The organism is Anaerococcus sp. HMSC065G05, from assembly GCF_001812365.1.
GTDB lineage: Bacteria > Bacillota > Clostridia > Tissierellales > Peptoniphilaceae > Anaerococcus > Anaerococcus vaginalis.
The window spans coordinates 1-24,008 of sequence record NZ_KV808690.1 but is presented as its reverse complement, the minus strand read 5'-3'; the positions used below and the strand labels follow the sequence as shown (position 1 = coordinate 24,008).

Here is a 24,008-nt window from a genome sequence, read left to right as displayed (position 1 = left end):
TGGATGAATGATAATGAGTTAGACATAATAAGAGTTTTGAAAACTTTTATATGTAATATACATATAATTTTATCTGTAGCCATAGTGTTAGGAGCAGGATTTTTCACAATAAGTAAAGTTTCAGCAGTTCCTACTTATGAAACATCAACGATTATAATGACAGAAAAATCATCGAATGATAGTATTAATGCTACTTATGCAAATCTTTCAAAATCTAATTTGTTGGTATCAAAAGTAAAAAATAAATTAGGGTTAGAGATGTCTTACGAGGAATTTACTAATAAAGTTACAGTTGAGCCGATATCTAACACTAGAATGATTAACATAGTGGTTAAAGATACTATACCAAAAAGAGCTACGGATATTGCAAACCAAACAGCTATAGAACTAAAAAGTGCGATAGGAAAACTTAATAAAAACAGAGTTATAATCGTAGATAAAGCTAGACTGCCTAAAAAGAATATAAATCAAAATTCAAAGAAAAATGGAGCAATAGGATTTGTGTTAGGATTTCTAATAGGAACTTCAATATTATTAGTAAAAGATATAACTGATACAAGAATTAAAAGTGCTGATGAAATGAAAGAATATTATGATATTCCTTTGATAGGAATAATTCCAGATAAGGCAAAAGGAGAATAAGATGATAGAAAATAATGGATATTTAAATAATTCATCTTTATATGATGAGTCTATATATTCTATAAAAACTGCTATAAAATATAACAAGAATTATAGCAAATGTAAGGTTATTGGCATGACGTCTTCAAATCCAAATGAGGAAAATATTGAAATTTTATATGATCTTGCTAAAACTTTTGCCAAAGATTGTCTAAAAGTTGCTATTTTAGATTTTGATTTGAGAATGCCAAAATTAGGAAATATTATAAAAGCTGATAAAAATTTTGGGCTAACAGATTATTTTAATGATGAAATTGCTGTTGAAAAATTATTGTTAAAAGATAAAACAGAAGAAAATTTATTTATTTTATTGGCAGGTCAAAGACCAACAAATCCAACTCAAATACTAGATTCAAAAAAAATAAAAGAATTGATAGAAAATTTATCAAAAGAATTTGATTATATATTTATAAATGTGCCTCCGGTTGATTTATTGGCAGATGGATCAATAATTTCAACTTATTGTGATGGTATTATTGTGGCAGTAAAATACAATGATACAAAAAAAGAAGACCTTGACAAGGCAATTAAAAATTTACAAGAAGTTGATGCAAATATAATAGGTTTATTGATGACCCATGCGCAGGTAGATAAAAATCTATATAAGAGCTATCTTAATAAATAGTTTTTATTTATAGAAAAATAGCTATTAGAAACTTTGGAGGAAAAGATGAAAATCAAAAAAATTATATGTCTTCTTGTTCTTCTAATTAGTTTGAGTTCATGTAAAGAAGAAAAAGAAAATTATCAAAGTAAAAATGTAGATGTAGATACAATTTTTGATAGTGATTTTTCTTATGATTATTCAGATGATGAAGATGAAGAACTTGAAAAATTAACAAAATTGATTAAAAAAAGTGCAAATGAGCTATCAAGTACTGAAGATATAAAAGAAAAAGAAGATAGCAATTTAGGAATAGGAAAAGAATTTGTAATATCATCAAAAACTGATTTTAGAAAAGAACCTTTTGAAGATGAAGATAATATTATAGAAAAAATCCCAAAGAATTCAAAGGTAAATTTAATCAAAAACGTAAAAGTTGATGGACAAAAATGGTCTAAAATTTCTTTTAATGGAAATATTGGTTATGTTAGAAGAAATGCTTTGAAAAATGAGAAGTAAATAGTGTTTTAAATTAAGATTTATAAATACTCTCTTTGTAGATTAAATCTGCAAAGGGGGTATTTTTTTGATAAATTTATTAATTTTTATAGTGTTTTGAATTTTGTGATATAATTTTAAAGTTTAATGTTCAATATTTTGTATTAAAAATTTAAAATGATTAATGGAATATTTTTAAATTGTGAAATAATATATCAAAAGTGTTTATGCAATGTTAAATGAAACAAATTGGCGTTTGTATTTGGCTAATAATTTTCTTGTTTTATTGATGAGAAATATTGTAATTACTTGTTATATTTTTTTATAATTATTTTACAAAATAAATCTGTATTGAAGCTAAAAAAACATTTTCTTTTTTAGAAAATTATGATATACTTTAAAAAAACATATTTCTGGATAGAAAATAATTGAATATAATTTTAGCATTACTATTACATATTAAATTTTTTATTGATTGATGTTAGCATTTACACGTTTTGTTTGTTAATTTTGATAAGTATATTTTTATTTGATTATTTTTCTTGTCCTTAATTTATATTATTATTTATTATAAACCCAAACAGTTTAATATTGGTTAAATACCCCGGCAATCGATATCAAGAGTTTGGATTTTTTTAATTTTATTTTTGTTGCGGTGAAATTATATGGATCCTATAATTTTAATATTTTTGCGACAAATTACACATAAGCTATTTTTTTATATTAAACAATAGTTTTAGCTGTTGTTTATGGAAGGAAGTGGGAGTTTAAAAAGATATTTGGTAGTAAAAAAATATATATTTAGTTTATATATTTGTGCTTAGAGTTTATAGGGCTTTTAAAAGAAAAATGTATTTTTAGGAGATTTTATGAAATATGTTAAAGAATTTTGTTATTTGATTTTTTTCTTGCTACTAGGCTTTGTAGCTAAGAAATTAACTGGGCTACCAATACCTGAACCAGTTTTTGGTATGATTTTTTTGTTTGTTGCTTTGCTATTTAAGATTGTAAAGGTTGAGGATGTTGGAGAAACATCAGATTTTCTAACTTCTATTCTAGCTTTTACTTTTACTCCTCTTGGTGTTGGTCTTATGGTGCAATTTGATGTAATTAAAGATAATGCAATACAAATACTTGTGGTTATGACTATATCTTGCTTAATAACTATGGCAATAACTGCTAAAATTGTAGAAATAGTACAAAAAGTGAGGAAGTAATATGAGCGAATTTTTGAATACTTATATAGCTGATAATGATTTTTTTGGAATTGTTTTGAGCATAGTTATGTTTAGAATAGGAATGATGGTTAGTAAAAAAACTAAAATAGCGTTTTTTAATCCGTTATTGCTTGCTATAATATTTTGTATAGCTTTTTTGAAAATTACTGGTATTAGTTATGATAATTTTAATAAGGGTGGAAAGTACATATCATTTATGATAGCACCAATTACTGTTGCTTTAGTTGTAAGTTTGTATAGAAATATAGATAGATTAAAGGCAAATCTTGTTCCTATTTTAATAGGGGTAATAGTAGGGTCTATTGTTGCTATTTTGTCTGCTTATTTCCTATCAAAGATTTTTAAATTTGATAAGAATTTGACTTTGTCAATGATGCCTCAATCAGTAACTACTCCTATTGCAAAATCGTTGACTGAGGAATATATCGGTAAATTTGGGGCAGATGAAGTGACCATTAAGACTTATGCAGCAATTACTGCAATAACAGTTATACTTAGAGGAACTGTTGGAGCTATATTTGCACCTACAGTTATGAAAATCATGAGAGTAAAAGATTCTGTAGCTATTGGTATTGGTATCGGTACGGCAAGCCACGCGATGGGAACATCAAAAGCTATAGAAATGGGAGAAGTTGAAGGAGCTATGAGTGGATTATCTATTGCTATAGCTGGTATTTGTACAGTTATTTTGATGCCACTTTTTGTAATGCTTTTTATAAGTTAGATTTTTTTGAATTTTGAAATTAAATGAATAAAAAAATTTTTATGTACACAGGAAAAGGCGGTGTTGGCAAGTCTACTATATCAAGCGCTACTGCTATTATTTCTGCAAAAAAAAATATAAATACAATTTTAATCAGTATAGACCAAGCTCATAGTTTATCAGATGTTTTTGGAATAAAAATAGGCGGAGAGATTACTAAAGTCTGTGAGAATTTGTCTGTTCTTGAAATTGATAGCTCAAAAATTTTAGAGGAAAGATTTCCTGATATAAAGGCTGGTCTTGCAGATAGGTTTAGAAAAATAGATTTTTCAAAAGTATCTTATAATTCAAGTGTTGATATGCCATTTATTGCTAATATATTGTCATTGCTTAAAATATTGGATATATATGAAAAGTTTGATTTTGAAAATATAATAGTGGACTGTCCAGCATCAGCATCTACATTTGCTTATCTAAAAATACCAGAAATGCTTTCGTGGTATTTGGAGAAATTTTTTGGAATAGGTAGGGGAATAATTAGAACTTTAAGGCCTGTATCTAAATACAAATATAAAATCAACTTGCCAGATAATCAATCTTTGGATGAAATTGAAATTATTTATAAAAGGCTTATAAAATTAGAGGGGATTTTAAAAGATAGTAGGATTTCAACGGTTAGATTAGTTGGATTGGCTGAAAAAATGGTTTTAGAAGAAAGTAAAAGAGATTTATCTTACCTAAATCTTTTTGATTATAATGTAGATGGATTTTTTGTCAATAGACTTTTTGATGACGATAAGAGTGATTTTGTAAGAAAGAGAATAGAAATACAGTCAAAGCATTTAAAAGAGATTGAAGATTGTTTTTATAATATGCCAGTCTATAAAATAAAATTGATGAAAAAAGATTTAACAAATCTAGAGGATATAGATAAATTTGCAGAGGAATTATCTTTTAAAGATTCAATTTTAGATATAAAACCTATTTGTGAAAGTCATAGTTATGAAAAAATTGATGATGGATATATATTGAGGATAAATATTTCAAAAATTCATGATTATGATGTCTATAAAAAAGGGACAGATATAAATATTAGAGTGGATGATATGAAAAGAATTATTAGCTTGCCAAATATTTTGATTGAATCTTATATTCACAAATGTGTCCGCAATAACGATGAGCTTTATATATATTTAAAAGTAAAACAGGATAAGATATGAGAATTATTATAAATACTGGCAAGGGTGGAGTTGGGAAAACTACAATTTCAGCGCTAACAGCTATAAATATTTCCAAAAGATATAAAACTTTAGTTATAAGTAGTGATCTTGCTCATAGTTTAAGTGATTTGTTTGAAGAAAAATTAAATGATAGTCCCAAGCAGATAGCAAATAATCTTTACGGACTTGAGATTAATCCCATCAAAGAAAGTAAAAAAGCGTGGGGAAATATAAGCTCTTATATGAGAGAGCTTGTAAAAGAAAGTGTAACAACAGAAATACAGCTAGATGAGTTGTCACTTCTTCCTGGATTTGATGATGTATTTTCTCTACTTAAAATTTTAGAAATTTATAAAGAAGGAAAGTTTGATGTTTTGATTGTTGATTGTGGGCCTAGTGGTGAAACAATATCCCTGCTATCGACTGGAGAAAAGTTTAATAATTTGTCGGATTCATTAGTACCATTAGTTAAGAAGTTTAATAGTATTTTTGGAAGCTTTATTGAAAAAAGAACAGACGTTAAAAAGCCAAAAGATATAGTATTTGATGAGTTTATAAGTTTATCAAAGAAATTATACGAACTTGAACGTATATTACAAAATCCAAATATAACAACAATCAGATTTATAAGCAAAGCAAATAAAGTTATAGCAAATGAAACTTTTAGATCTTATAGCCTTATAAATATGTATGGATTTTTATCGGATTGCGTGTTTATTAATATGATATATCCAGAAGAAATTCAACAATCTTCTTATGGAAATCTATTAGATGAAGATAAAACAAATATTATAAAAATAGAAGAATTTTTCAAAGAAAAAAAAGTTTTTAAGATTCACTTACAAGATTATGAAGTTATCGGGTTAAAAGCCTTAAATAAGTTGCATGATAAGATATTTAAAAATCTTAAACTAGAAGATATTTTCGTTAATGATAAAGCGTTTTATATCATAGAAGAAAAAGCTAGTAAGATTATTGTAATAGATTTGAAATATGCTAAAGAAGAGGAGGTAGAAGTTAGAAAAATAGGAAATGATTTAGAAGTTTCTTACTTAAATTATAAAAGAAGATTTAAGTTGGCAGATAATATATCTTCAAGGAAAATAAGCTCATTTTCTTTGCAAGATAACAAGCTTAGAGTTGTAATGGACTATGACTAGAATATGTAAAAAATAAAAATGAGAGGTCGTAAATGATAGAAAATAAAATAGAATTATTTGACACTTTTGCAAAAAATTTAGAAAGTGTTAATGGTACTTGTTATAAAACAAGTAAGAATAATTTAGCAGAGACACTTGTAAATATTTACAAGGACAATGGAATAGAATCAACTTGTATGTTGGAAACAGAGCTTGCAAAAGAAGCAGGAGTAGTTGAAGCTTTTAGAAAAAATGATATTACAGTTTATACTGATCATATTAGACTAAACAGCGAAACAGCTAAAGGCGGAATAACAGAAGTTGCTTATGGCGTGGCTGAGCTTGGTTCTGTTGTACAAGCAAGTGATGAAGTAGATGCTAGGCTTATGGCTATTATGCCAGATTATTATATAGGAATAGTTAAAGGCTCAACAATTGTGGAAAGTTATGATGACATGTTTGACAAACTATCCGAATTAAAACCTTTCCCAAAATATGTAGGTTTTATAACAGGCCCTTCAAGGACAGCAGATATAGAGTGCGTAAGTACAGTTGGTGTTCATGGTCCTTTGCAAATGAGTATAGTGATAGTTACAGATCTATAGGTTTAAGATTATAAGAGGAGATTAATATGGTTGATAATATTAGTTTAAAAGAAGAGATAAAAGATGCGTTAGACAATGCAACTTTAGGTAGAACCCTCGGAAATTTTTGTAAGACTTATCCAAAAAGAAGACTAAATTCTTATCAAGGAATTGATTTTAAAGAAACTCAACAAGCTATAAAAAGAGTAAAAACATTTGCTGCTGAGCATGTTGATGAAATGATAAGTGAATTCAAAAAGAATTGCGAGGCAAGAGGAGGACACGTTGTTGTAGTAAAAAGCAAAGAAGAAGCTGCAAAATGGGTTGAAAACTTTTTAAAAGAAAAAGACATAAAAACAGCCGTAAAATCTAAATCAATGTGTTCTGAAGAAATTCATTTTAATAAGATACTAAAAGATAATGGTGTAGATTGCCAAGAAACTGATTTGGGAGAATTTATTATTTCACTTGAAGGAAATAGCCCAGTACATATGGTTATGCCAGCCTTGCATTTAAATAAGGAACAAGTTGCAGACTATTTTTCAGAATACACTAAAACTAAACACGAACCTATAATATCTGAAGAAGTAAAAACTTCAAGAAGAGTTATGAGAGATAAGTTTAAAAATGCAGATTTAGGAGTTTCAGGAGCAAATGTTGCCGTTGCTGAAACTGGAACAGTATTTACAATGACAAATGAAGGTAATGGTAGAATGGTAGGAACTCTTCCAAAAAATCATTTGTATATATTTGGAATAGAAAAATTTGTAAATTCAATTTCTGATGCTAGATGGATTTTTAAAGCTCTCCCTCGTAATGGTACTGCTCAAAGAATTACAGCTTACTTATCATTGTATACAGGTGCTTGTGAAGTAACTACTGACAAAGAAAGTGATACAAAAGAAGAAAAAGGATTCTATTGTTTGATTATAGATGATCCAGGCAGAAGAGAAATATTGGCTCAAGAGGGTTATAGAGAAATATTTAACTGTATTAGATGCGGAGCTTGTCTTGATGTATGTCCAGCCTTTGCTTTAGTAGGAGGACACGTATATGGTTCCAATGTTTATACTGGAGGAATAGGAACACTTTTAACTCACTTCTTAATTGATAAAGATAGAGCAAATGAAATAGAAAGTGTATGTCTACAATGTGGTAGATGTAATGAAGTTTGTGGTGGTGGACTTCCGATAGCTGAAATGATAATGAAAGTTAGAGAAGAACACGTTAAGGAAAATCCAGATCCAATAAAGAAATTTGCATTAGATGCAGTAACAGATAGGAAACTTTTCCATTCATTATTAAGAATTGCATCTATTGCTCAAGAGCCATTTACTAAGGGCGACACAATGATTAGACATCTTCCAGATTTCGTATCAGGAATGACTGGAGGAAAAGTTTTACCATCAATAGCAAAAGTTCCGCTTAGAGATATTTTTGATGAAATTGAACAAAATGTAGAAAATCAAAAAGGAACAGTGGCTTTATTTGCTGGTTGTTTACTTGATTTTGTATATGTTGATACAGCTAAATCTTTGATTAAAAATATGAACTCAATAGGATACAAAGTAGAGTTTCCTCTAGGTCAAGCTTGTTGTGGTTGTCCTGCAAGTAATATGGGTGATGTCGAAAATGCTAGAAAAGAAGCAGAAATAAATATAAAAGCCATGGATGCAGAGAAATACGATTATATTCTTCTTGCTTGTCCATCATGTACTCATCAACTTCAATCTTACAAAGATTTCTTTGAACAAGGAAGTGAAATGTATGAAAGAGCAAAAGTTTTGGGAGAAAAATGCGTAGATTTTTGTAAATTATTCCATGAAAAAGATGACAAAGTAAATGCAGGAGATGGAAAAGAAGTAAAAGTTACTTACCATGATTCATGCCATTTAAAGAGAACTTTGGGAGTTTATGAAGAACCTAGAGATTTACTTAAAAATACAGAAGGCGTAGAATTTGTTGAGATGGAAGATAGCGATAACTGCTGTGGATTTGCAGGCTCTTATAATGTTTTATATCCAGATATTTCATCAAAAATATTAAAAAACAAAATAGAAAATATCAAAAATTCTGGAGCAGATGTGGTTGCTGTGGATTGTCCAGGTTGTATGATGCAAATTAGAGGAGGACTTGAAGCAGAAGGTCTTGATATTAAGGTAAAACACACTTCAGAAATAATATCTGAAAAGAGAGGATTAATCTAAAAATGAATTTTGCAATAAGTGAATGTTTAGCAAAAGAATCAAAGCAAACTATTCTAGATGATTTAATTGATAAAACACTTGTAGAAATGAGAGAAATCTTAGGAGATTACAAGCAAAGCCAAAAGCTCTATAATATTATTGAGAATACTTTGATTTCTAGCGGAAAGATGATTAGAACAAAGCTTTTGATTTATATAAGTCTGATTGGAGAAAACCAAATTTCAGATAAAATAATTAGTCAATGCGCTGCAGTAGAAATAACTCATCTAGCATCACTTATTCACGATGATATAATAGACGATTCGCTAATTAGAAGATCACATAGGTCAATTCAATCAAAATATGGCAAAGATGTAGCTGTATTTGCAGGCGACTATATGATATCTAAAGTATTTAGTTACTTGGCAAAAAAAGGACTTGTCGAAGAAATTTCTATAATATCTGACACTATTAGAGATATGTGCAATGGCGAAGTTGGTCAAAATTTAATAAAATACAGACTAGATATTAGTGAAAAAGAATATTTTGAAAATATTTGCGGAAAAACTGCTTCATTTTTTAAAACAGTTTGTTATTTTGGAGCGAAAAATGCTGGATTCAATCAAATTGATATTAATAAAATGGTTGAATTTGGAAAAAACTTAGGCTTGATGTTTCAATTGAGAGATGACATTTTAGATTTATTCTCAAGTAAAGATGAAACAGGAAAAGGAGAGTTTGTTGATGTAAAAGAAGGAGTATACACATATCCTATATTATCCAGCATAAATGATGACAAGTATGGAGATGAAATATATAAGTTGCTTAATAAAAACAAAGAAGTAAGTCTTAATTATGACGAATTGCTTACATTAAGGCAATTACTCATAGAATCAAAAGCTTGTATTTTAAGTTCAAAAAAAATCAAGGAATTTGCCGATAAAAATAGGTTGATACTAGCAAGTCTTCCAATTAGAGAATCTGATTACTTATATAAGATTTTAGATAAGATAGAGAAAAACTAATGAAAACTTATCAAAAGATGACATTAAAAAACATAATTAATTTTGCAAATCCAAAATCATTTGTAGCATCTATTATTCCTTCGATTTTTGGGATTTTGATGCTGATAAAATCAGGATATTCCATAAGTTTATTAAGATCTTTGGGTTTGGTTTTATCGTGTGTTTTCCTACAATCATCCGTAAATACTATAAATGATTATAGTGATTTCATAAATGGAGTAGATAGTAAGGAAGATAACTTAAAAGAATCTGATAATATTATGTTCTATAATTGTATTAGACCAGAAAGCGTTAGAAATTTAGGGCTATTTTTTCTAACGATTGGAATTGTGTTTGGACTTTTAACTTTAGAAAGTATAAATTATAAAAGTATCATCATAGGGATAATCGGAGTAATAACGGTTTTAAATTATTCAATGGGACCTTTACCTATTTCATATCTTCCAGTAGGAGAAGTATTTAGCGGAATAGTGATGGGAGGATTAATACCTATCGGTGTTTTTAGCGTAATTTCAGAAAAAACTGATTTTACAATTATGGGATATGCAATGCCTTTTATAATAGGGATTTCATTAATTATGATGAGTAACAATTCAAGTGATATAGAGAAAGATAAAAAAGCAAATAGAAATACACTTGCTGTTGTTATGGGTAGGAAAAATATTAGAATTTTATATAAAATATTAATTATAGTGTGGTTTATATCACAATCCTATCTAGTCCTTTATTTTGGAGGGTATAAAGCTTTAATCATAGATTTAATCATATTCTTTTTAAAAAGAAAATTTATATTTAGAATTTTTACAGCAAGCCTACTTCCTCAAGATAGAGTTAGGCAAATGATGGATATAGGGCTTACAAATATTTTATTAAATTTCAGTTATTTAGTAATAATAGTCATAAGTTTAATAGGAGAATAATATGGAGAAAAGCAAAAAAGTTTATGAAATATTTCAAAAAATTTCGCCATATTATGACAAGGCTAATGATAGGATAAGCCTAGGATTACAAAAAAGTTGGAAAGAAACATTAGTAAAGGATATTTTGAAAAATATCAAAAATGATGAAAAAGTATTGGATGTTTGCTGCGGAACAGGAGATATAGCAATAGAAATAGCTAAAAAGAGTGATGCAAAAGTTGTTGGTGTAGATTTTTCAGAAAATATGCTTAGGATATCAAAAGAAAAATCAAAAAAAATAAATAACATAACTTTATTAAAGGCAGATGCAAAAAATATTCCATACGAAAATTCAACATTTGATTATGTAACGATATCTTTTGGTTTAAGAAATACAGATGATTATGAAAAAGTAATAAACGAAATGGTTAGATTAGGAAAGAAAGGAATATATATATTAGATTCCTTTCCAGTAGAAAATAAAATTATAAAACCATTTTATAAATTATTTTTTAAATATCTAATGCCAGTCCTTGGTGGAGGTATTAGAAGATATAAAGATTATATGTGGCTATATGAATCAACGAAGAATTTTATCAGTCCAAATGAAATAATAAAAATCTGTGAAAGATTTGGAGTTGAGAATATTGAAGTAAAAAAAATGCTCTTTGGAGCTTGCGTAATGATCAAAGGGCAAAAATTATAATTCAACACATGGGGGAAACAATGAGTGAAGATAAATTTGATGTTATAATTGTAGGAGGCGGTGTTGCAGGATTATCTGCAGCTATAGTTTTAGCAGAAAATGATTTAGAAGTTATGTTGGTTGAAAGAGGAGACTATTGTGGAGCAAAAAATGTGACAGGAGGCAGGCTATATGGTCATAGTTTAGAAAAAATAATACCAAATTTCGCCGAAGAAGCTCCGATAGAAAGAAAAGTAGTAAAAGAAAAAATATCAATGATGAGTGAAAAATCATCTTTTGATATAGGATTTTCATCAAAAGCTCTTGGCAAAGATAAAGATTCATCCTATGTAGTATTGCATAGTAAGTTTGACCAATACCTAGCAGATAAAGCAGAAGAAGCAGGAGTTTCAATAATAAGTGGAGTTTTAGTAGAAAAATTACTTGTAGAAGATGGAAAAGTAGTAGGTATTGATGCTACAGGAGAAGAAGTATTTGCTGATGTAGTAATAATAGCTGATGGAGTAAACTCATTACTTTCTCAACAATTAGGAATAAAAAAAGAACTAGAACCTCATCAAGTAGCAGTTGGAGCTAAAGAAGTTATTGAATTATCAGAAGAAATAATCAATGAAAGATTTAATCTAGAAAGCGATGAAGGTATGAGCTGGCTTTCATGTGGCGATCCAACTATAGGAGGATTTGGAGGAGGCTTTATTTATACAAATAAAGATTCCATATCTATCGGAGTAGTTGCAACATTATCAGATATAGGTTATGCAAATACAAAAATAAATGATTTGTTAGAAAGATTCAAAGAACACGATAATGTAGCACCATTTATAAAAGGTGGAAAAACAATAGAATATTCAGCACACCTTGTTCCAGAAGAAGGCATTCATATGATTCCAGAATTATATGGAGATGGTTTCCTTGTAGTAGGAGATGCAGCAGGTTTTTGCGTAAACCTAGGTTATACAGTAAGAGGAATGGATTTTGCAATTGAAAGTGGTAGACTTGCAGCACTATCAATAATAGCTAGCAAAGAAAAAGAAGATTTCAGTAAAGAAAGCTTATCAATTTATAAAAAACTTTTAGAAGACAGCTTCATAATGAAAGATTTAAATACTTTCAAGGCATTCCCAACAATATTAAGCAGAAGAGAAATTTTTAAAGACTTCCCAGAAATTATTAACGATGTAGCAGAAAGAGCTTTCAAAGTAAATGGCGAAGATTCCAAAGGATTTATAATGGGAACAGTAAACGACCTTGCAAGTAGAATGAGCGCAACACAATTATCAAACTTTATTTCCGCAGTAATGGAGGCACTATAAATGAAAAGAATGAGCATAGAAGATAAATTAGGTCTTGATATATACCATACAGATGAGCATAATTCACATATCGATGTAGATACAGACTACAAAGATGAAGAAGAAATAAATAAACTTTTAATGGCATGTCCAGCAGGTTGCTACACCTATGTAGATGGAGTTTTTGGTTTCAGTCACCTTGGCTGCCTAGAATGTGGAACCTGTAGAATCCTATCACATGGAAAAATTGTAAAAGATTGGAAACATCCACAAGGAGAAGTAGGAGTAACTTTTAGACAAGGCTAAAGATAAGAAAATAAGAAAAAATTAGAAAATAATTAATCCACTAATCATAAAATTCGATATAAGACTAAAAATAAAAAACAGCATTGTAAAAAATCTGATATGTACCCTCTTTACTGGACAAACCAGTAAGGAGGGTATTTTTTATTAAATTTATAAAAGAAGACATAATAAAGAAAAATTCCCAAATATAAAAGATGCTAGAGAAGGTAATTAAAAATTTATTTTGATGAAAAATTGCTTAGGCTAGAAAAATATTTTGCAAAATAAAAAGTAAATAGTTTTTCAAATAAAAATTAATTTAATTAAACCAAATTGTATTAATTAGTAGATAATAATTCGAAAAAATTAATTACATTGAATAATAAATTCTGATAAATTTTAATAATGTTATTTATATAACGAAAATTATCTGTTAGATAAAAATAATGTTGACATTTAGGGACGATCTCATATAATGATAGTGATAAAAGATTAACAAAGAAAATTTATAAGGAGAAAATTATGACTATTACAACATTTCAAGTTCCTAGAACTATTGTTCACGGTGTGGACAGTCTTGAATATTTAAAAAATTTAGAGGGCAAGAAAGCTGTTCTTGTTACTGGTGGACATTCTATGAAAAAATTTGGCTTTTTGGACCAAGCTAAAAAATATTTGGAAGAAGCTGGTATGGAAGTTATGATTCTTGATGGTGTTGAACCTGATCCTTCTGTAAAAACTTGTCTTGAAGGTGGCAAAAAAATGGAAGAATTTGGTCCTGATTGGATTATTCCAATTGGTGGTGGCTCTGCAATGGATGCTGCAAAGGCTATGTGGATTTTCTATGAACATCCTGGATATAGTTTTGAAAAATTGGCAGCTTTTGACAATCCACCACTTAGAACAAAGGCAAAAATGGCTTGTATTCCATCAACATCAGGAACTGCTTCAGAAATAACAGCATTTTCTGTAATTACTGATACAGAAAAAGAAATCAAATATCCATTAGTTCATCCTGATTTTGTTCCAGATGTAGCAATTTGTGATCCAGTTATTGCAAGCAAAATGCCACCATTAATCACAGCTCAAACAGGAATGGACGTTATGACTCACGCAGTTGAAGCTTTCGTTTCAACAGCAGCAGATGATTATACATCTCCACTTGCAATTAGAGCAATCGAGCTTGTTTTTGGAAATCTTAAAAAAGCTTATGATAATGGCGAATATATAGATGCAAGAGAAAAAATGCACGATGCATCAACCCTTGCTGGAATGGCATTTTCAAATGCATCACTTGGAATAGTTCACTCAATGGCTCATAAAATCGGAGGAATTTTCCACTTAACACACGGAGAAGCAAATGCAATTATGCTTCCATACATCATTGATTACAATAGAAAATCAACAGATAGGTATGATGAATTGGAAAAAATTCTTGGAATTGATGATATTGCAGAAGAAATTAGAAAATTAAACGAATCAGTAGGACTTACTGCAAATATAAAAGATGGTAAAAATACTGTAATTGAAGAAGATAAATTCTTAGAAGTTTTGGATAAAATGAGTGAAAATGCATTCAAAGATGCTTGTACACTTACAAATCCAAGAGAAACTTCTCCAGAAGATATTAAAAAAATCTATGAGGCTGCATATTACGGCAAAAAAATAGATTTTTAATTTGAATAAATCCTTAAAAAATAATTACTAAAAAATATAAATCGATTAGCAAAAAACAGGAGCGAGAGTTCCTGTTTTTATTTTCTTTAGTTTTGAGCTGGGAATTTTTTTCTAAAGAATTTGTTGAATGGTTGGATAAAATTAATAAATGAGATCTCTCGACTGCGCTCAAGATGGGGTATTGCGGTAATCTGTTAGTATCTTCGAATTTATCTTAATTGACTAAAGATTTATTATTTTTTTGTAGATAAATAGTTTCAATTTGATTTATTTTAATCAGATACTTGATTTTTTGTGAAATTATTTACTGCCATTATTTAAAAATGTAAATAAATAAATAAAACTTTAGGAACTAAATAAATAAAAAAATTACCCATCTCGACCAAGAGAAACGAAGTGGAGTGCGTGGAGAGATCTCTTTTGTTTTTTGGATTTTATTTTCTTTATCAATGAATTAAAAGTTTTTACCTATTAAAATTATATTTTTTTAAATTTTACAAAAATTTATTATTATGGTACTATAAATGTAACAAAAAATGTACTAAAAATGTAACCAAGGATTTTGATATGGAAGTTGAGATTGAAAATAGGATTAGGGAATTTAGGAAAGAGAAAAATCTTTCTCAGCACAAATTGGCAAAGCTTGTTGGGCTTAAAAGAAGGTCAATTATGGCTTATGAAAATAATACTATTAGTCCAAGTCTTGAAACTGCCTACAAAATTTGTAAGGTTTTGGATAAGGACATCAAAGAGGTTTTTATTTTTAAATAAGGAGAGAAAATGGGATTTTTATTTAATGATGTGGATGAATTTAGGGAAAAAATAAAGGAAAAATTCAAAAATACTGACTCTTATTTATTTGCTATTAAACATAATTCAACTGGCAAGGGATTTTTGAAATTATTTTTTAGTAATTTGTATAACACAGTAGATTCTTCAAGGACTTTTATTTTGCATTTTAATGAAAAGGGGATTTATGAAAAGGAAGTTTCAAATTCTACTAAGGGCGATTTTATTCTTATGCCTTGGGATGAAATTGAAGTTTTTGAAATTGTTGAAGAATCTAGAAAAGCTTTTATAAATTTTTCTCATTTGGGCAAAAATATTTCTTATGAGATTGATTTTGATGGGAAAATGGATGTTGATAATAGGAAAAATTTTGAAAATTTAAAGGAAGAATCTTGGTATAGATTATAAATTTTTTGAAATTTTTTGAAAAATTTGAAAAAATCAAGCAATATTGTATAATTAATTTTAAGTAAATAGGACTTATAGGATTTACAGTAGGAAAAATTTGGGATAATTTTTTTGAAATTACAGGATTCTTTGTCCAAGGTTGGCTTTCTACTTAGTGAAAGCATGGAGTATAAAAAGAAGTGGTACCGCATTTATATGCCTTCTTATGCTCTTTTTTTGTGCTTAAAAATAAAGAAAATTTTAAAAATAAAGGAGAAATATATGAAATTTAAATACCCAAAAGAATATGATTCAGTTTTTGATGAATTAAAAGACCGTGGATATTTTGAGGCTTCTACTGATGAGGAAGAATTAGCTGAAAAATTAAAAAATGAAAAATTAACTTTTTATTGTGGATTTGATGCAACTGCAGATTCTTTGACAGTTGGTCACCTTATCCAAATTATGGTTATGATGAGAATGCAAAATTATGGTCACAGACCAATTGCTCTTCTTGGTGGAGGAACTACAATGATTGGGGATCCTTCTGGAAGAAGTGACATGAGAATGGTAATGACCAAGGAAAGAATCGACCATAATGCCAATTGTTTTTACAAGCAATTTCAAAGATTTTTGGAATTTGAGAATGAAGGAGAAGATTCCGGCGACAAGGCTATAATGGTAAATAATGGAGATTGGTTATTAAATCTTCCTTTTGTAGATTTTTTAAGGGATGTTGGATCAAATTTCCTTGTAAATGAAATGCTAAAAAAAGATGCCTACAAAAATAGGATGGACAAGGGTCTTACATTTTTTGAATTTTCCTACATGCTTTTACAATCTTACGATTTTCTAGAATTATACAGAAGACACAACTGCACCCTTCAAATCGGAGGATCTGACCAATGGTCAAACATTATCGGTGGTTATGATTTAATTAGAAAAAAAGAAGATGAAAAAGTTTATGGAATGACTTTTAAACTTTTGACAACTGCTGATGGAGTGAAAATGGGCAAAAGTCAAAAGGGAGCTGTTTGGCTTGATGAAGAAAAAACTTCAGCTTATGAGCTTTTCCAATATATGAGAAATGTTGACGACAGGGACGTAGAAAAATTTCTTTTGATGTTAACTTTCCTTCCAACTACTGAATGTAGAAAATTAGGAAACGGCAAAGATGCAAAAGAAATAAATCATGCAAAAGAAGTTTTGGCTTATGAAATTACAAAATTAATTCACGGGGAAGAAAAAGCAAAAGAAGCCCTAGAAGCATCAAAAGCCCTATTTTCTGGTGATGGAGACGAGTCAGCAATGCCAACAACTGAAATTAAAAAAGAAGAATTACCTATGGGAATTTTGACACTTTTGACAAAATTAGGTTTAACAAAATCAAATTCTCAAGCAAGAGATTCAGTAAAGGGCGGCGGAGTAAGTGTAAACGATGAAAAAATAACCGACCCAAGATTTGAAATAAAAGAAGAACTATTTGAAGAAGGAAAAATAATAGTAAAAAAAGGCAAAAAAACCTTCCACAAAGTTACAATAAAATAAGAATAGAGCTTAGATAATATTTTATTTTAAAATAAAATTAAGCTACGTACCATCTCGACTAAGGGAGTGAAACGAACGCACGGAGAGATCTTATGAGATTTCTCGACTCACTACGTTCGCTCGAAATGGATATTTTTTGGTTTGTCAACAGTCTTTATTTTATTTTTAAAAAAATTAAGCTAGTAGCATTTTTTGAAAAATTTTATATCAGAAAATTTGGGGTATAATAATTTAGAAAAATAAAATTTAAGGAGAACATTATGAAAATTTCAGCTAGAAATACAATCAAAGGAAAAGTAGTAGAAGTTGTTGAAGGTGCAGTTAATGGAATTGTTAAAATCGATATAGGAAACGGAACTATAATCACATCATCTATTACAAACAACGCTATCAAAGAACTTGGTCTTGAAGAAGGCAAAGAAGCTTATGCTGTAATTAAAGCAAGCAACGTTATGGTAGCTGTTGACTAATAAATAATAAATAAGGACAAATTTGGTTCGCAAAAAAACCAAGTTTGATCTAAAACCAGAGTAGGCATTAAAGCTTACTCTGTTTTTTTGTGCTGTTTTTTTATTTCATAATTTTTTATTGAATCCAATAAATTTTTTTCTAATTTTTAAATTTTATATTTTCTTATAAATATTTTTTACAATTTTAATTTTAAATTCGATCCTATATTTTGCCAATTTTTTCTTATATATTTTAAATTGGAAAAAATGGACAAAAACGCTATAATATAGGTATATATAAAAAGAAATTTAGTTTTATTAATTTTAAAAAGGAGAATTTATGTATAAAAATGCTTATTATATAACAACGCCAATATATTATCCAAATAGCAACTTACATATTGGTAATGTTTATACTTCAGTTATTGCTGATGTTTTGAAAAGATATAAGGCACTCAGGGGATTTGATGCTTATCTTACAACTGGAACTGACGAACACGGTCAAAAAATAATGAATGCAGCTCTTTCTCATGGATCTAAGCCTCAAGAATTTGTTGATAGAATTGCAGGCGAAACAAAAGTTTTGCTTAAAAAACTTGATATTGATTATGATTCATTTATTAGGTCAACTGATCCAAAACACGAAGAAAATGTAAAAAATATTTTCCAATATTTGTATGATAAGGGAGATATTTACAAGGGCCATTATGACGGATATTATTGCGAATCTTGCGAATCTTATTTTACTGAAAGCCAACTTGATGATGGAAATTGTCCTGATTGTGGAAGAGGAGTTAATCATCGTAAAGAAGAATCATATTTTTTTAGACTTTCAAATTATACTGATAAATTAAAGGAACTTTTCAAAGACCATCCAGAATTTCTTGAGCCTAAATTTAGGCAAAATGAAATGTTAAATAACTTTATAAACAAGGGTCTTGATGATCTTTCTGTTTCTAGAAATACTTTTGATTGGGGAGTTGATGTTCCTTTTGACAACGAGCACGTTGTTTATGTTTGGATTGACGCCCTATCTTGTTATTTGACAGCTATTGGTTATGGCTATGACATGGAAAAATTCAATAAATATTGGCCAGCTGGTGTTCATTTAATTGGAAAAGATATTGTAAGATTTCATACAATAATTTGGCCAGCACTTTTGATGGCTTTAGATATTCCTCTTCCTAGGAAAGTTTTTGCGCATGGTTGGATTTTGTTTGACAATGACAAGATGAGTAAATCTAAGGGAAATATTATGTATCCAGAACCACTTGTAGAGTTGTATGGAACTGATTCTTTGAAATATTTCCTACTTCGTGAATTTAACTTTGGAGCTGATGGAAACTTCCTTTCAAAGAAATTTATGGATAGGTACAATTCTGACCTTGTAAATGATTTGGGAAACTTACTTTCAAGAACTGTTTCAATGATTTCAAAATACAATGATGGAATTATAAAAAAAGGCTTGGAAGAAGATGAAATTGATGGCGAATTGATTGCCTTGGCTGAAAAAACTTATGAAGATTTTACAAAATTAATGGACGAATTTAAGTTTAATGAGGCTTTGGAATGTTTGTGGAATCTTGTAAGAAGATCAAATAAGTATGTTGACCAAACTGAGCCATGGATTTTGGGACGTGAAGAAAAATATGACAGATTAAATACAGTTTTATATAATCTTGCTGAATCTTTAAGAATTATTGCCCAAATGCTTGAGCCTGTTATGAGAAATACAACAGAAGAAATTTTAAGACAATTGGGAGTAGAAAATCAAGGTTTTGAATCTGCTCATAAATTTGGTTTGATTAAAGAAGGAACTAAAGTTAGTAAAGGCGAAAATTTATTTAACAGACTTGATACAGAAAAAGAACTTGAAAAACTTCATGCTTTAAATAATGAACTTGTTGAGAAAAGACTTGGAGTTAAAAAGGAAGAAGAAAAAGAAGAGGAAATCCAATCAAAACCACAAATTAAAATTGATGATTTTGACAAACTTGACCTTGTTGTTGGAAAAATTTTGGAAGTGAACGACCATCCAGATGCCGATAGACTTCTTGTTTTTAAAGTTGATATTGGAAGTGAAACAAGAACAATTGTTTCAAGCATAAAAGAATTCTACAAAAAAGAAGAATTACTTGGTAAAAATATTGCTGTAATCAAAAACCTAAAACCTGTAAAAATGAGAGGAATTTTATCAGAAGGAATGCTTCTTGCTGCAGGAGATGATGCAGTTTTACTTACAACAATCAAAGACTGCAAACCAGGTACGGTGATTTCTTAATGAAATTAATAGATTCACACGCCCATTTAACGAGTGATGATTTTAATGAGGACAGATCTTTTCTTATAAAGGATCTGTCTAATTTTGCTGTAAATTCTGTAATTCTTCCAGCTTGTGACTTAGAAAATTCTTATGAAACTGTAAAACTTGCAGAAAAATATGAGAATTTGTATGCCCAAGTTGGATTTCATCCAGAAAATATAGAATCATTTGATGATTCTTCTATAGAAAAATTAGAAGATTTAGCAAAAAATCCAAAAGTTGTAGCAATTGGAGAAATTGGACTTGATTATTATTGGCAAGATGACAACAAGGATGAGCAAAAAGAAATTTTTATCAAGCAGTTAGATCTTGCAAGAAAATTAAAGCTTCCAGTCGTAATTCATTCCAGAGATTCGGTTGATGATTGTTTGGAAATTTTAAAAGATTATCCGGATTTAAAAGTTCAAATTCACTGTTTTGCTTATTCATATATCCATCTTATGGAATGTATGAAAAGAGGATATTATATTTCAATTGGTGGAGTTGTAACTTACAAAAACGCTGACAATGAAAAAAATGCGGCCATAAATGTAGATTTGGATAAGCTAATGCTTGAAACAGACTGTCCATATCTTTCTCCAGAGCCTTACAGGGGAATGAGAAATGATCCAAGAAAAATTGTGGAAGTTGCAAGAGAAATTGCGAATCTTCGTGGGATGAAATTATCAAAACTTGCAAAAAGAACAAGCAAAAATGCTATGGAATTTTTTAATATAAAGTAGGTAATATGATAAAAGAAACAATAGTAGTTGAAGGAAAAGACGATATAAGTAATATAAAATCAGCGGTCGATTGCGAAATTATTGCGACAAACGGCCTTGCTTTTGGCAAAGATTTGATTGAAAAATTAAAAGAAATTGACAAAAGGTGTGGAATAATAATTTTTACTGATCCAGATTTTGCAGGAAAAAAAATCAGGGCAAAAATTTCCAAAGAAATTCCAAACGCTAAGCACGCTTACCTTGATAGGAAAAAAGCAATCAAAAAGGGAGATTTGGGAGTAGAAAACGCCTCAAAAGAAGATATAATTGAGGCTTTAAAAAATGCTCATGCAACAAAAAGTGAAAAAAGAGAAGAATTTACCATGAAAGACCTTTTGGACAATAATCTAACCCTTACAAACGACAGCAGAAACAGAAGGGAAAAACTTGGCGATATTTTATCCATAGGATATTTTAATTCCAAGCAACTTTTATCAAAACTAAATTCCTTTGGCATAAGTCGAGAAGAATTTGAAAGTGCGGTTGAAAAATTATGAAAAAATTATATTCACCAAAAACAATAAAAACAATCCAAGACCTTTACGGTTTTAAATTTAGCAAATCTTTGGGACAAAATTTTTTGGTAGATAAAAATTTTGTAGATAAAATTATAGATTTATCAGAAGTAGAGGGCGAAAATATTTTAGAAATTGGACCGGGGATTGGAACAATCAGCCAAGAGATGGCAAAAACTTGCAAAAAACTTGTGGTAATAGAAATAGATAAGACTTTGATTCCAATTCTAAATGACAATTTGGGCGAATTTTCAAATGTCGAAATAATAAATGCAGATATTTTAAAAACTGACCTTGAAAAAATTGCCAAAGAAAAATTTGATGGAGAAGATTTTAAAGTTGTTTCAAACTTGCCATACTATATAACAACTCCAATAATTGAAAAATTATTTGAAGAAAATCTTTCATGCAAGGACATGACTATTATGGTTCAAAAAGAAGTTGCAGATAGGATGAAGGCAGATGAAAAAAGCAAAGACTATTCATCACTTTCAGTTTTTATAAAATATTATGCACAAATTACTGGACAATTCAAAGTTCCAAAATCAGTTTTTATGCCCCAACCAAAAATAGATTCCCAAGTATTAAAATTAAATTTGAGATTGTATGACGAAAATGTTAATACAAATACCCTATTTAATATAGTAAGAGCAGGATTTAATAAAAGAAGAAAAACCATATTAAATTCCCTATCAAGCGTGATAGAAAAAGAAAATTTAAAAGAAATTTTGGGAAAATTAGACCTAAAGGAAAATCTTAGAGCAGAAAATCTTTCTCTTGACGATTTTATAAAAATAGCCAATGAATTTGAAAAAATAAAAGGGTAGATTGAAAGAGATTATCATTTGAGTATAATAATCGTATTAGAAAAAAAGATTTATAAAAAAAGATTGGAGAAAATATGAAAAAAGTAACAATTTACACATCAAACACCTGCCCACATTGCAAGGCAGCAAAAAATTATTTAAAAGAAAATAATATAGATTTTGAAGAAAAAAACGTAGACGAAGATAGAAGTGCAATCGACTATCTAGTAGAAAATGGCCACAGAGGAGTTCCGGTAATAAATATAGACGGAGAAGACATTGTAGGCTTTAATAAAGAAGTTGTAGATGAAAAATTAGGATTATAAAACAAAAACCCATCAGAGCAAAGAGAAATCTCAAAATTAGTTAAATATACAGAAATATCTAACAAAAGAGATCTCTCGACAAGCTCGAGATGGGTTGTTTTTTTATTTATGTAATTACTTTGAAATTACTTAGATTTATTTTAATTTTTTTATTTCTGAATTAAGATTTTCAAGTGAGATCATTTGAGTTCTAGCTAGATTTCTGAGCTCCATCATTCTTTCTTTTTGTCCAACGCCTTTTCTTATTAGGAGTGCATTGTAGCTTTCCATATTTGCAAGGACTAAAAGCTCGTTTAGATTTGCATAGTCCCTCATATTTCCTTTCAAATTAGGATTTTCTTCTCGCCACTGTTTTGCTCTTTTATTAAAGAGAGCCACATTAAGCATATCAGCTTCATTTGCATATTTAAAAGATAATTGCTCATTCGTCAAATCATCTAGCAAATATTCTTTTATAGCATCAGTATGGATTTTATAATTTATTTTTGATATTTCTCTATGTAGATTCCATGTTAATGATAAATTTGAATTTTCATCTGCCTTTAATCTCTTATAATCTTGAATAATATATAGTTTAAATTCTGGAGAAAGCCAAGATGCAAATTCCATTGCTATATCATAATGAGCATAAGTACCACCATATCTACCAGCTTTTGAAACTATACCAATAGCTTGTGTTGATTCTATCCATTTACTTGGTGTCATTGTAAATCTGTTTAGTCCTGACTCGTTTCTAAAGGTGTCGAATTGCACACGGTTAAATTTCGGATTGTTAAGAACCTCCCATAAGCCTATAAATTCAAGAGTGTTCCTATTTCTCATCCAGTTTTGAATAACAAATCTTGGGTCATCTGTGTTTTTATATTTTGCTATATCTGTTAGACTTAAATAATCATTTTTAAAATCTTTTGTATAAACTTGAATAGAAAATCCTTTAGCGGAGATTTCTTCTTTTTTTAATTTTGACATTTACTAAACTCCTTATGTTGGTGTACTCTTTACAAGAATTATTATATAATAAATGCTCTAAGTATAAAATCAAATATTAAATTTTAGATTATTAAAAGCTATTATTTACTTTGAAGATAAAAAAATTTAATAATAAAAATACAATGCTAAAAATGTTAATCAAAAATAAATACAAAATCAAATAAAAACTTTAGCTTAAAAGTAAATAAAATCAGTCGCCCATCTCGAGCTTGGTCGAGAGATCTCTTAAATTAAATTTATCTAATCATTAAATAAATTCAAGCATTATCTAAATCTTTTGCTAATCCAAACATTCTATTTGTAAATAAAATAATTTATTCCACAAAAAAAAGTGAGCTTATCGCTCACTTCAGACTGTAGACAAAGTAGATGAAAAA

25 protein-coding genes are annotated in these 24,008 nt (G+C 29.0%); 24 read left to right on the top strand and 1 reads right to left on the bottom strand.

The window, feature by feature from the left end; translation table 11 throughout:
- The first annotated feature begins 3 nt into the window (after nt 1–3).
- The 24 genes from HMPREF2852_RS02290 to HMPREF2852_RS02175 all read left to right on the top strand — a co-directional run bounded on the left by HMPREF2852_RS02290 (nt 4) and on the right by HMPREF2852_RS02175 (nt 22,641).
- A complete protein-coding gene (locus HMPREF2852_RS02290) occupies nt 4–642 on the top strand; it encodes a YveK family protein (protein ID WP_070605745.1) in 639 nt (212 codons plus the stop codon).
- A gap of 1 nt (nt 643) precedes the next feature.
- Nucleotides 644–1,306: a CpsD/CapB family tyrosine-protein kinase gene (locus tag HMPREF2852_RS02285; RefSeq protein WP_070605743.1), complete on the top strand. Its 663-nt coding sequence runs from the start codon at nt 644–646 to the stop codon at nt 1,304–1,306.
- A 45-nt stretch (nt 1,307–1,351) separates the two neighbouring features.
- On the top strand, nt 1,352–1,804 hold the full coding sequence (locus HMPREF2852_RS02280; protein ID WP_004839467.1) for a hypothetical protein: 453 nt from the start codon (nt 1,352–1,354) through the stop codon (nt 1,802–1,804).
- Between the two features lie 848 nt (nt 1,805–2,652).
- Nucleotides 2,653–3,000: a CidA/LrgA family protein gene (locus HMPREF2852_RS02275; protein ID WP_004839466.1), complete on the top strand. Its 348-nt coding sequence runs from the start codon at nt 2,653–2,655 to the stop codon at nt 2,998–3,000.
- Nucleotide 3,001: 1 nt separating this feature from the next.
- Nucleotides 3,002–3,745: an LrgB family protein gene (locus HMPREF2852_RS02270; RefSeq protein WP_083306954.1), complete on the top strand. Its 744-nt coding sequence runs from the start codon at nt 3,002–3,004 to the stop codon at nt 3,743–3,745.
- Nucleotides 3,746–3,768: 23 nt separating this feature from the next.
- The gene (locus tag HMPREF2852_RS02265) at nt 3,769–4,944 is read left to right on the top strand and encodes an ArsA family ATPase (RefSeq protein WP_070605741.1); all 1,176 of its coding nucleotides are present in this window, start codon (nt 3,769–3,771) and stop codon (nt 4,942–4,944) included.
- A complete protein-coding gene (locus tag HMPREF2852_RS02260) occupies nt 4,941–6,104 on the top strand; it encodes an ArsA family ATPase (protein WP_070605739.1) in 1,164 nt (387 codons plus the stop codon). The genes HMPREF2852_RS02265 and HMPREF2852_RS02260 overlap by 4 nt, the downstream gene beginning before the upstream one ends.
- Before the next feature lie 32 nt (nt 6,105–6,136).
- Nucleotides 6,137–6,688 carry a LutC/YkgG family protein gene (locus tag HMPREF2852_RS02255; RefSeq protein ID WP_070605737.1) on the top strand — a complete coding sequence of 184 codons (552 nt, stop codon included), beginning with the start codon at nt 6,137–6,139 and terminating at the stop codon, nt 6,686–6,688.
- Nucleotides 6,689–6,714: 26 nt separating this feature from the next.
- Nucleotides 6,715–8,874: an L-lactate dehydrogenase (quinone) large subunit LdhH gene (gene ldhH, locus HMPREF2852_RS02250; protein WP_070605736.1), complete on the top strand. Its 2,160-nt coding sequence runs from the start codon at nt 6,715–6,717 to the stop codon at nt 8,872–8,874.
- Nucleotides 8,875–8,876: 2 nt separating this feature from the next.
- The gene (locus tag HMPREF2852_RS02245; RefSeq protein WP_070605734.1) at nt 8,877–9,878 is read left to right on the top strand and encodes a polyprenyl synthetase family protein; all 1,002 of its coding nucleotides are present in this window, start codon (nt 8,877–8,879) and stop codon (nt 9,876–9,878) included.
- A complete protein-coding gene (locus HMPREF2852_RS02240) occupies nt 9,878–10,798 on the top strand; it encodes a prenyltransferase (protein ID WP_070605732.1) in 921 nt (306 codons plus the stop codon). The genes HMPREF2852_RS02245 and HMPREF2852_RS02240 overlap by 1 nt, the downstream gene beginning before the upstream one ends.
- Nucleotide 10,799: 1 nt before the next feature.
- Nucleotides 10,800–11,483, top strand: coding sequence for a ubiquinone/menaquinone biosynthesis methyltransferase (locus HMPREF2852_RS02235; protein ID WP_070605730.1), 684 nt, complete (start codon nt 10,800–10,802; stop codon nt 11,481–11,483).
- 20 nt (nt 11,484–11,503) lie between these two features.
- Nucleotides 11,504–12,796 (top strand): FAD-dependent oxidoreductase, encoded by a 1,293-nt coding sequence (locus HMPREF2852_RS02230; protein ID WP_070605727.1) that lies wholly within the window; start codon nt 11,504–11,506, stop codon nt 12,794–12,796.
- Nucleotides 12,797–13,081, top strand: coding sequence for a ferredoxin family protein (locus HMPREF2852_RS02225; RefSeq protein ID WP_004839456.1), 285 nt, complete (start codon nt 12,797–12,799; stop codon nt 13,079–13,081).
- Between the two features lie 501 nt (nt 13,082–13,582).
- A complete protein-coding gene (locus tag HMPREF2852_RS02220) occupies nt 13,583–14,737 on the top strand; it encodes an iron-containing alcohol dehydrogenase (protein WP_070605725.1) in 1,155 nt (384 codons plus the stop codon).
- A 567-nt stretch (nt 14,738–15,304) separates the two neighbouring features.
- Nucleotides 15,305–15,508 (top strand): helix-turn-helix transcriptional regulator, encoded by a 204-nt coding sequence (locus HMPREF2852_RS02215; RefSeq protein WP_019118710.1) that lies wholly within the window; start codon nt 15,305–15,307, stop codon nt 15,506–15,508.
- A gap of 9 nt (nt 15,509–15,517) precedes the next feature.
- Nucleotides 15,518–15,934, top strand: coding sequence for a histidine kinase (locus tag HMPREF2852_RS02210; protein WP_070605723.1), 417 nt, complete (start codon nt 15,518–15,520; stop codon nt 15,932–15,934).
- A 261-nt stretch (nt 15,935–16,195) separates the two neighbouring features.
- On the top strand, nt 16,196–17,461 hold the full coding sequence (gene tyrS, locus HMPREF2852_RS02205; protein ID WP_070605721.1) for a tyrosine--tRNA ligase: 1,266 nt from the start codon (nt 16,196–16,198) through the stop codon (nt 17,459–17,461).
- Nucleotides 17,462–17,721: 260 nt separating this feature from the next.
- Nucleotides 17,722–17,931, top strand: a complete 210-nt coding sequence (locus tag HMPREF2852_RS02200; protein WP_004839451.1) for a TOBE domain-containing protein — start codon at nt 17,722–17,724, stop codon at nt 17,929–17,931.
- 319 nt (nt 17,932–18,250) lie between these two features.
- The gene (metG, locus tag HMPREF2852_RS02195; protein ID WP_070605718.1) at nt 18,251–20,191 is read left to right on the top strand and encodes a methionine--tRNA ligase; all 1,941 of its coding nucleotides are present in this window, start codon (nt 18,251–18,253) and stop codon (nt 20,189–20,191) included.
- Entirely contained in the window at nt 20,191–20,955 is a 765-nt protein-coding gene (locus HMPREF2852_RS02190; protein WP_070605716.1) for a TatD family hydrolase, read from the top strand. The genes metG and HMPREF2852_RS02190 overlap by 1 nt, the downstream gene beginning before the upstream one ends.
- 5 nt (nt 20,956–20,960) lie before the next feature.
- Nucleotides 20,961–21,491: a ribonuclease M5 gene (gene rnmV / locus HMPREF2852_RS02185; protein WP_070605714.1), complete on the top strand. Its 531-nt coding sequence runs from the start codon at nt 20,961–20,963 to the stop codon at nt 21,489–21,491.
- On the top strand, nt 21,488–22,336 hold the full coding sequence (gene rsmA, locus HMPREF2852_RS02180; RefSeq protein ID WP_070605712.1) for a 16S rRNA (adenine(1518)-N(6)/adenine(1519)-N(6))-dimethyltransferase RsmA: 849 nt from the start codon (nt 21,488–21,490) through the stop codon (nt 22,334–22,336). The genes rnmV and rsmA overlap by 4 nt, the downstream gene beginning before the upstream one ends.
- A gap of 74 nt (nt 22,337–22,410) precedes the next feature.
- Nucleotides 22,411–22,641, top strand: a complete 231-nt coding sequence (locus tag HMPREF2852_RS02175; RefSeq protein ID WP_004839446.1) for a glutaredoxin family protein — start codon at nt 22,411–22,413, stop codon at nt 22,639–22,641.
- A 135-nt stretch (nt 22,642–22,776) separates the two neighbouring features.
- Here the strand turns inward: HMPREF2852_RS02175 and HMPREF2852_RS02170 are convergent, their stop codons facing one another.
- Nucleotides 22,777–23,610, bottom strand: a complete 834-nt coding sequence (locus tag HMPREF2852_RS02170; RefSeq protein ID WP_070605710.1) for a KilA-N domain-containing protein — start codon at nt 23,608–23,610, stop codon at nt 22,777–22,779.
- Nucleotides 23,611–24,008 lie beyond the last annotated feature (398 nt).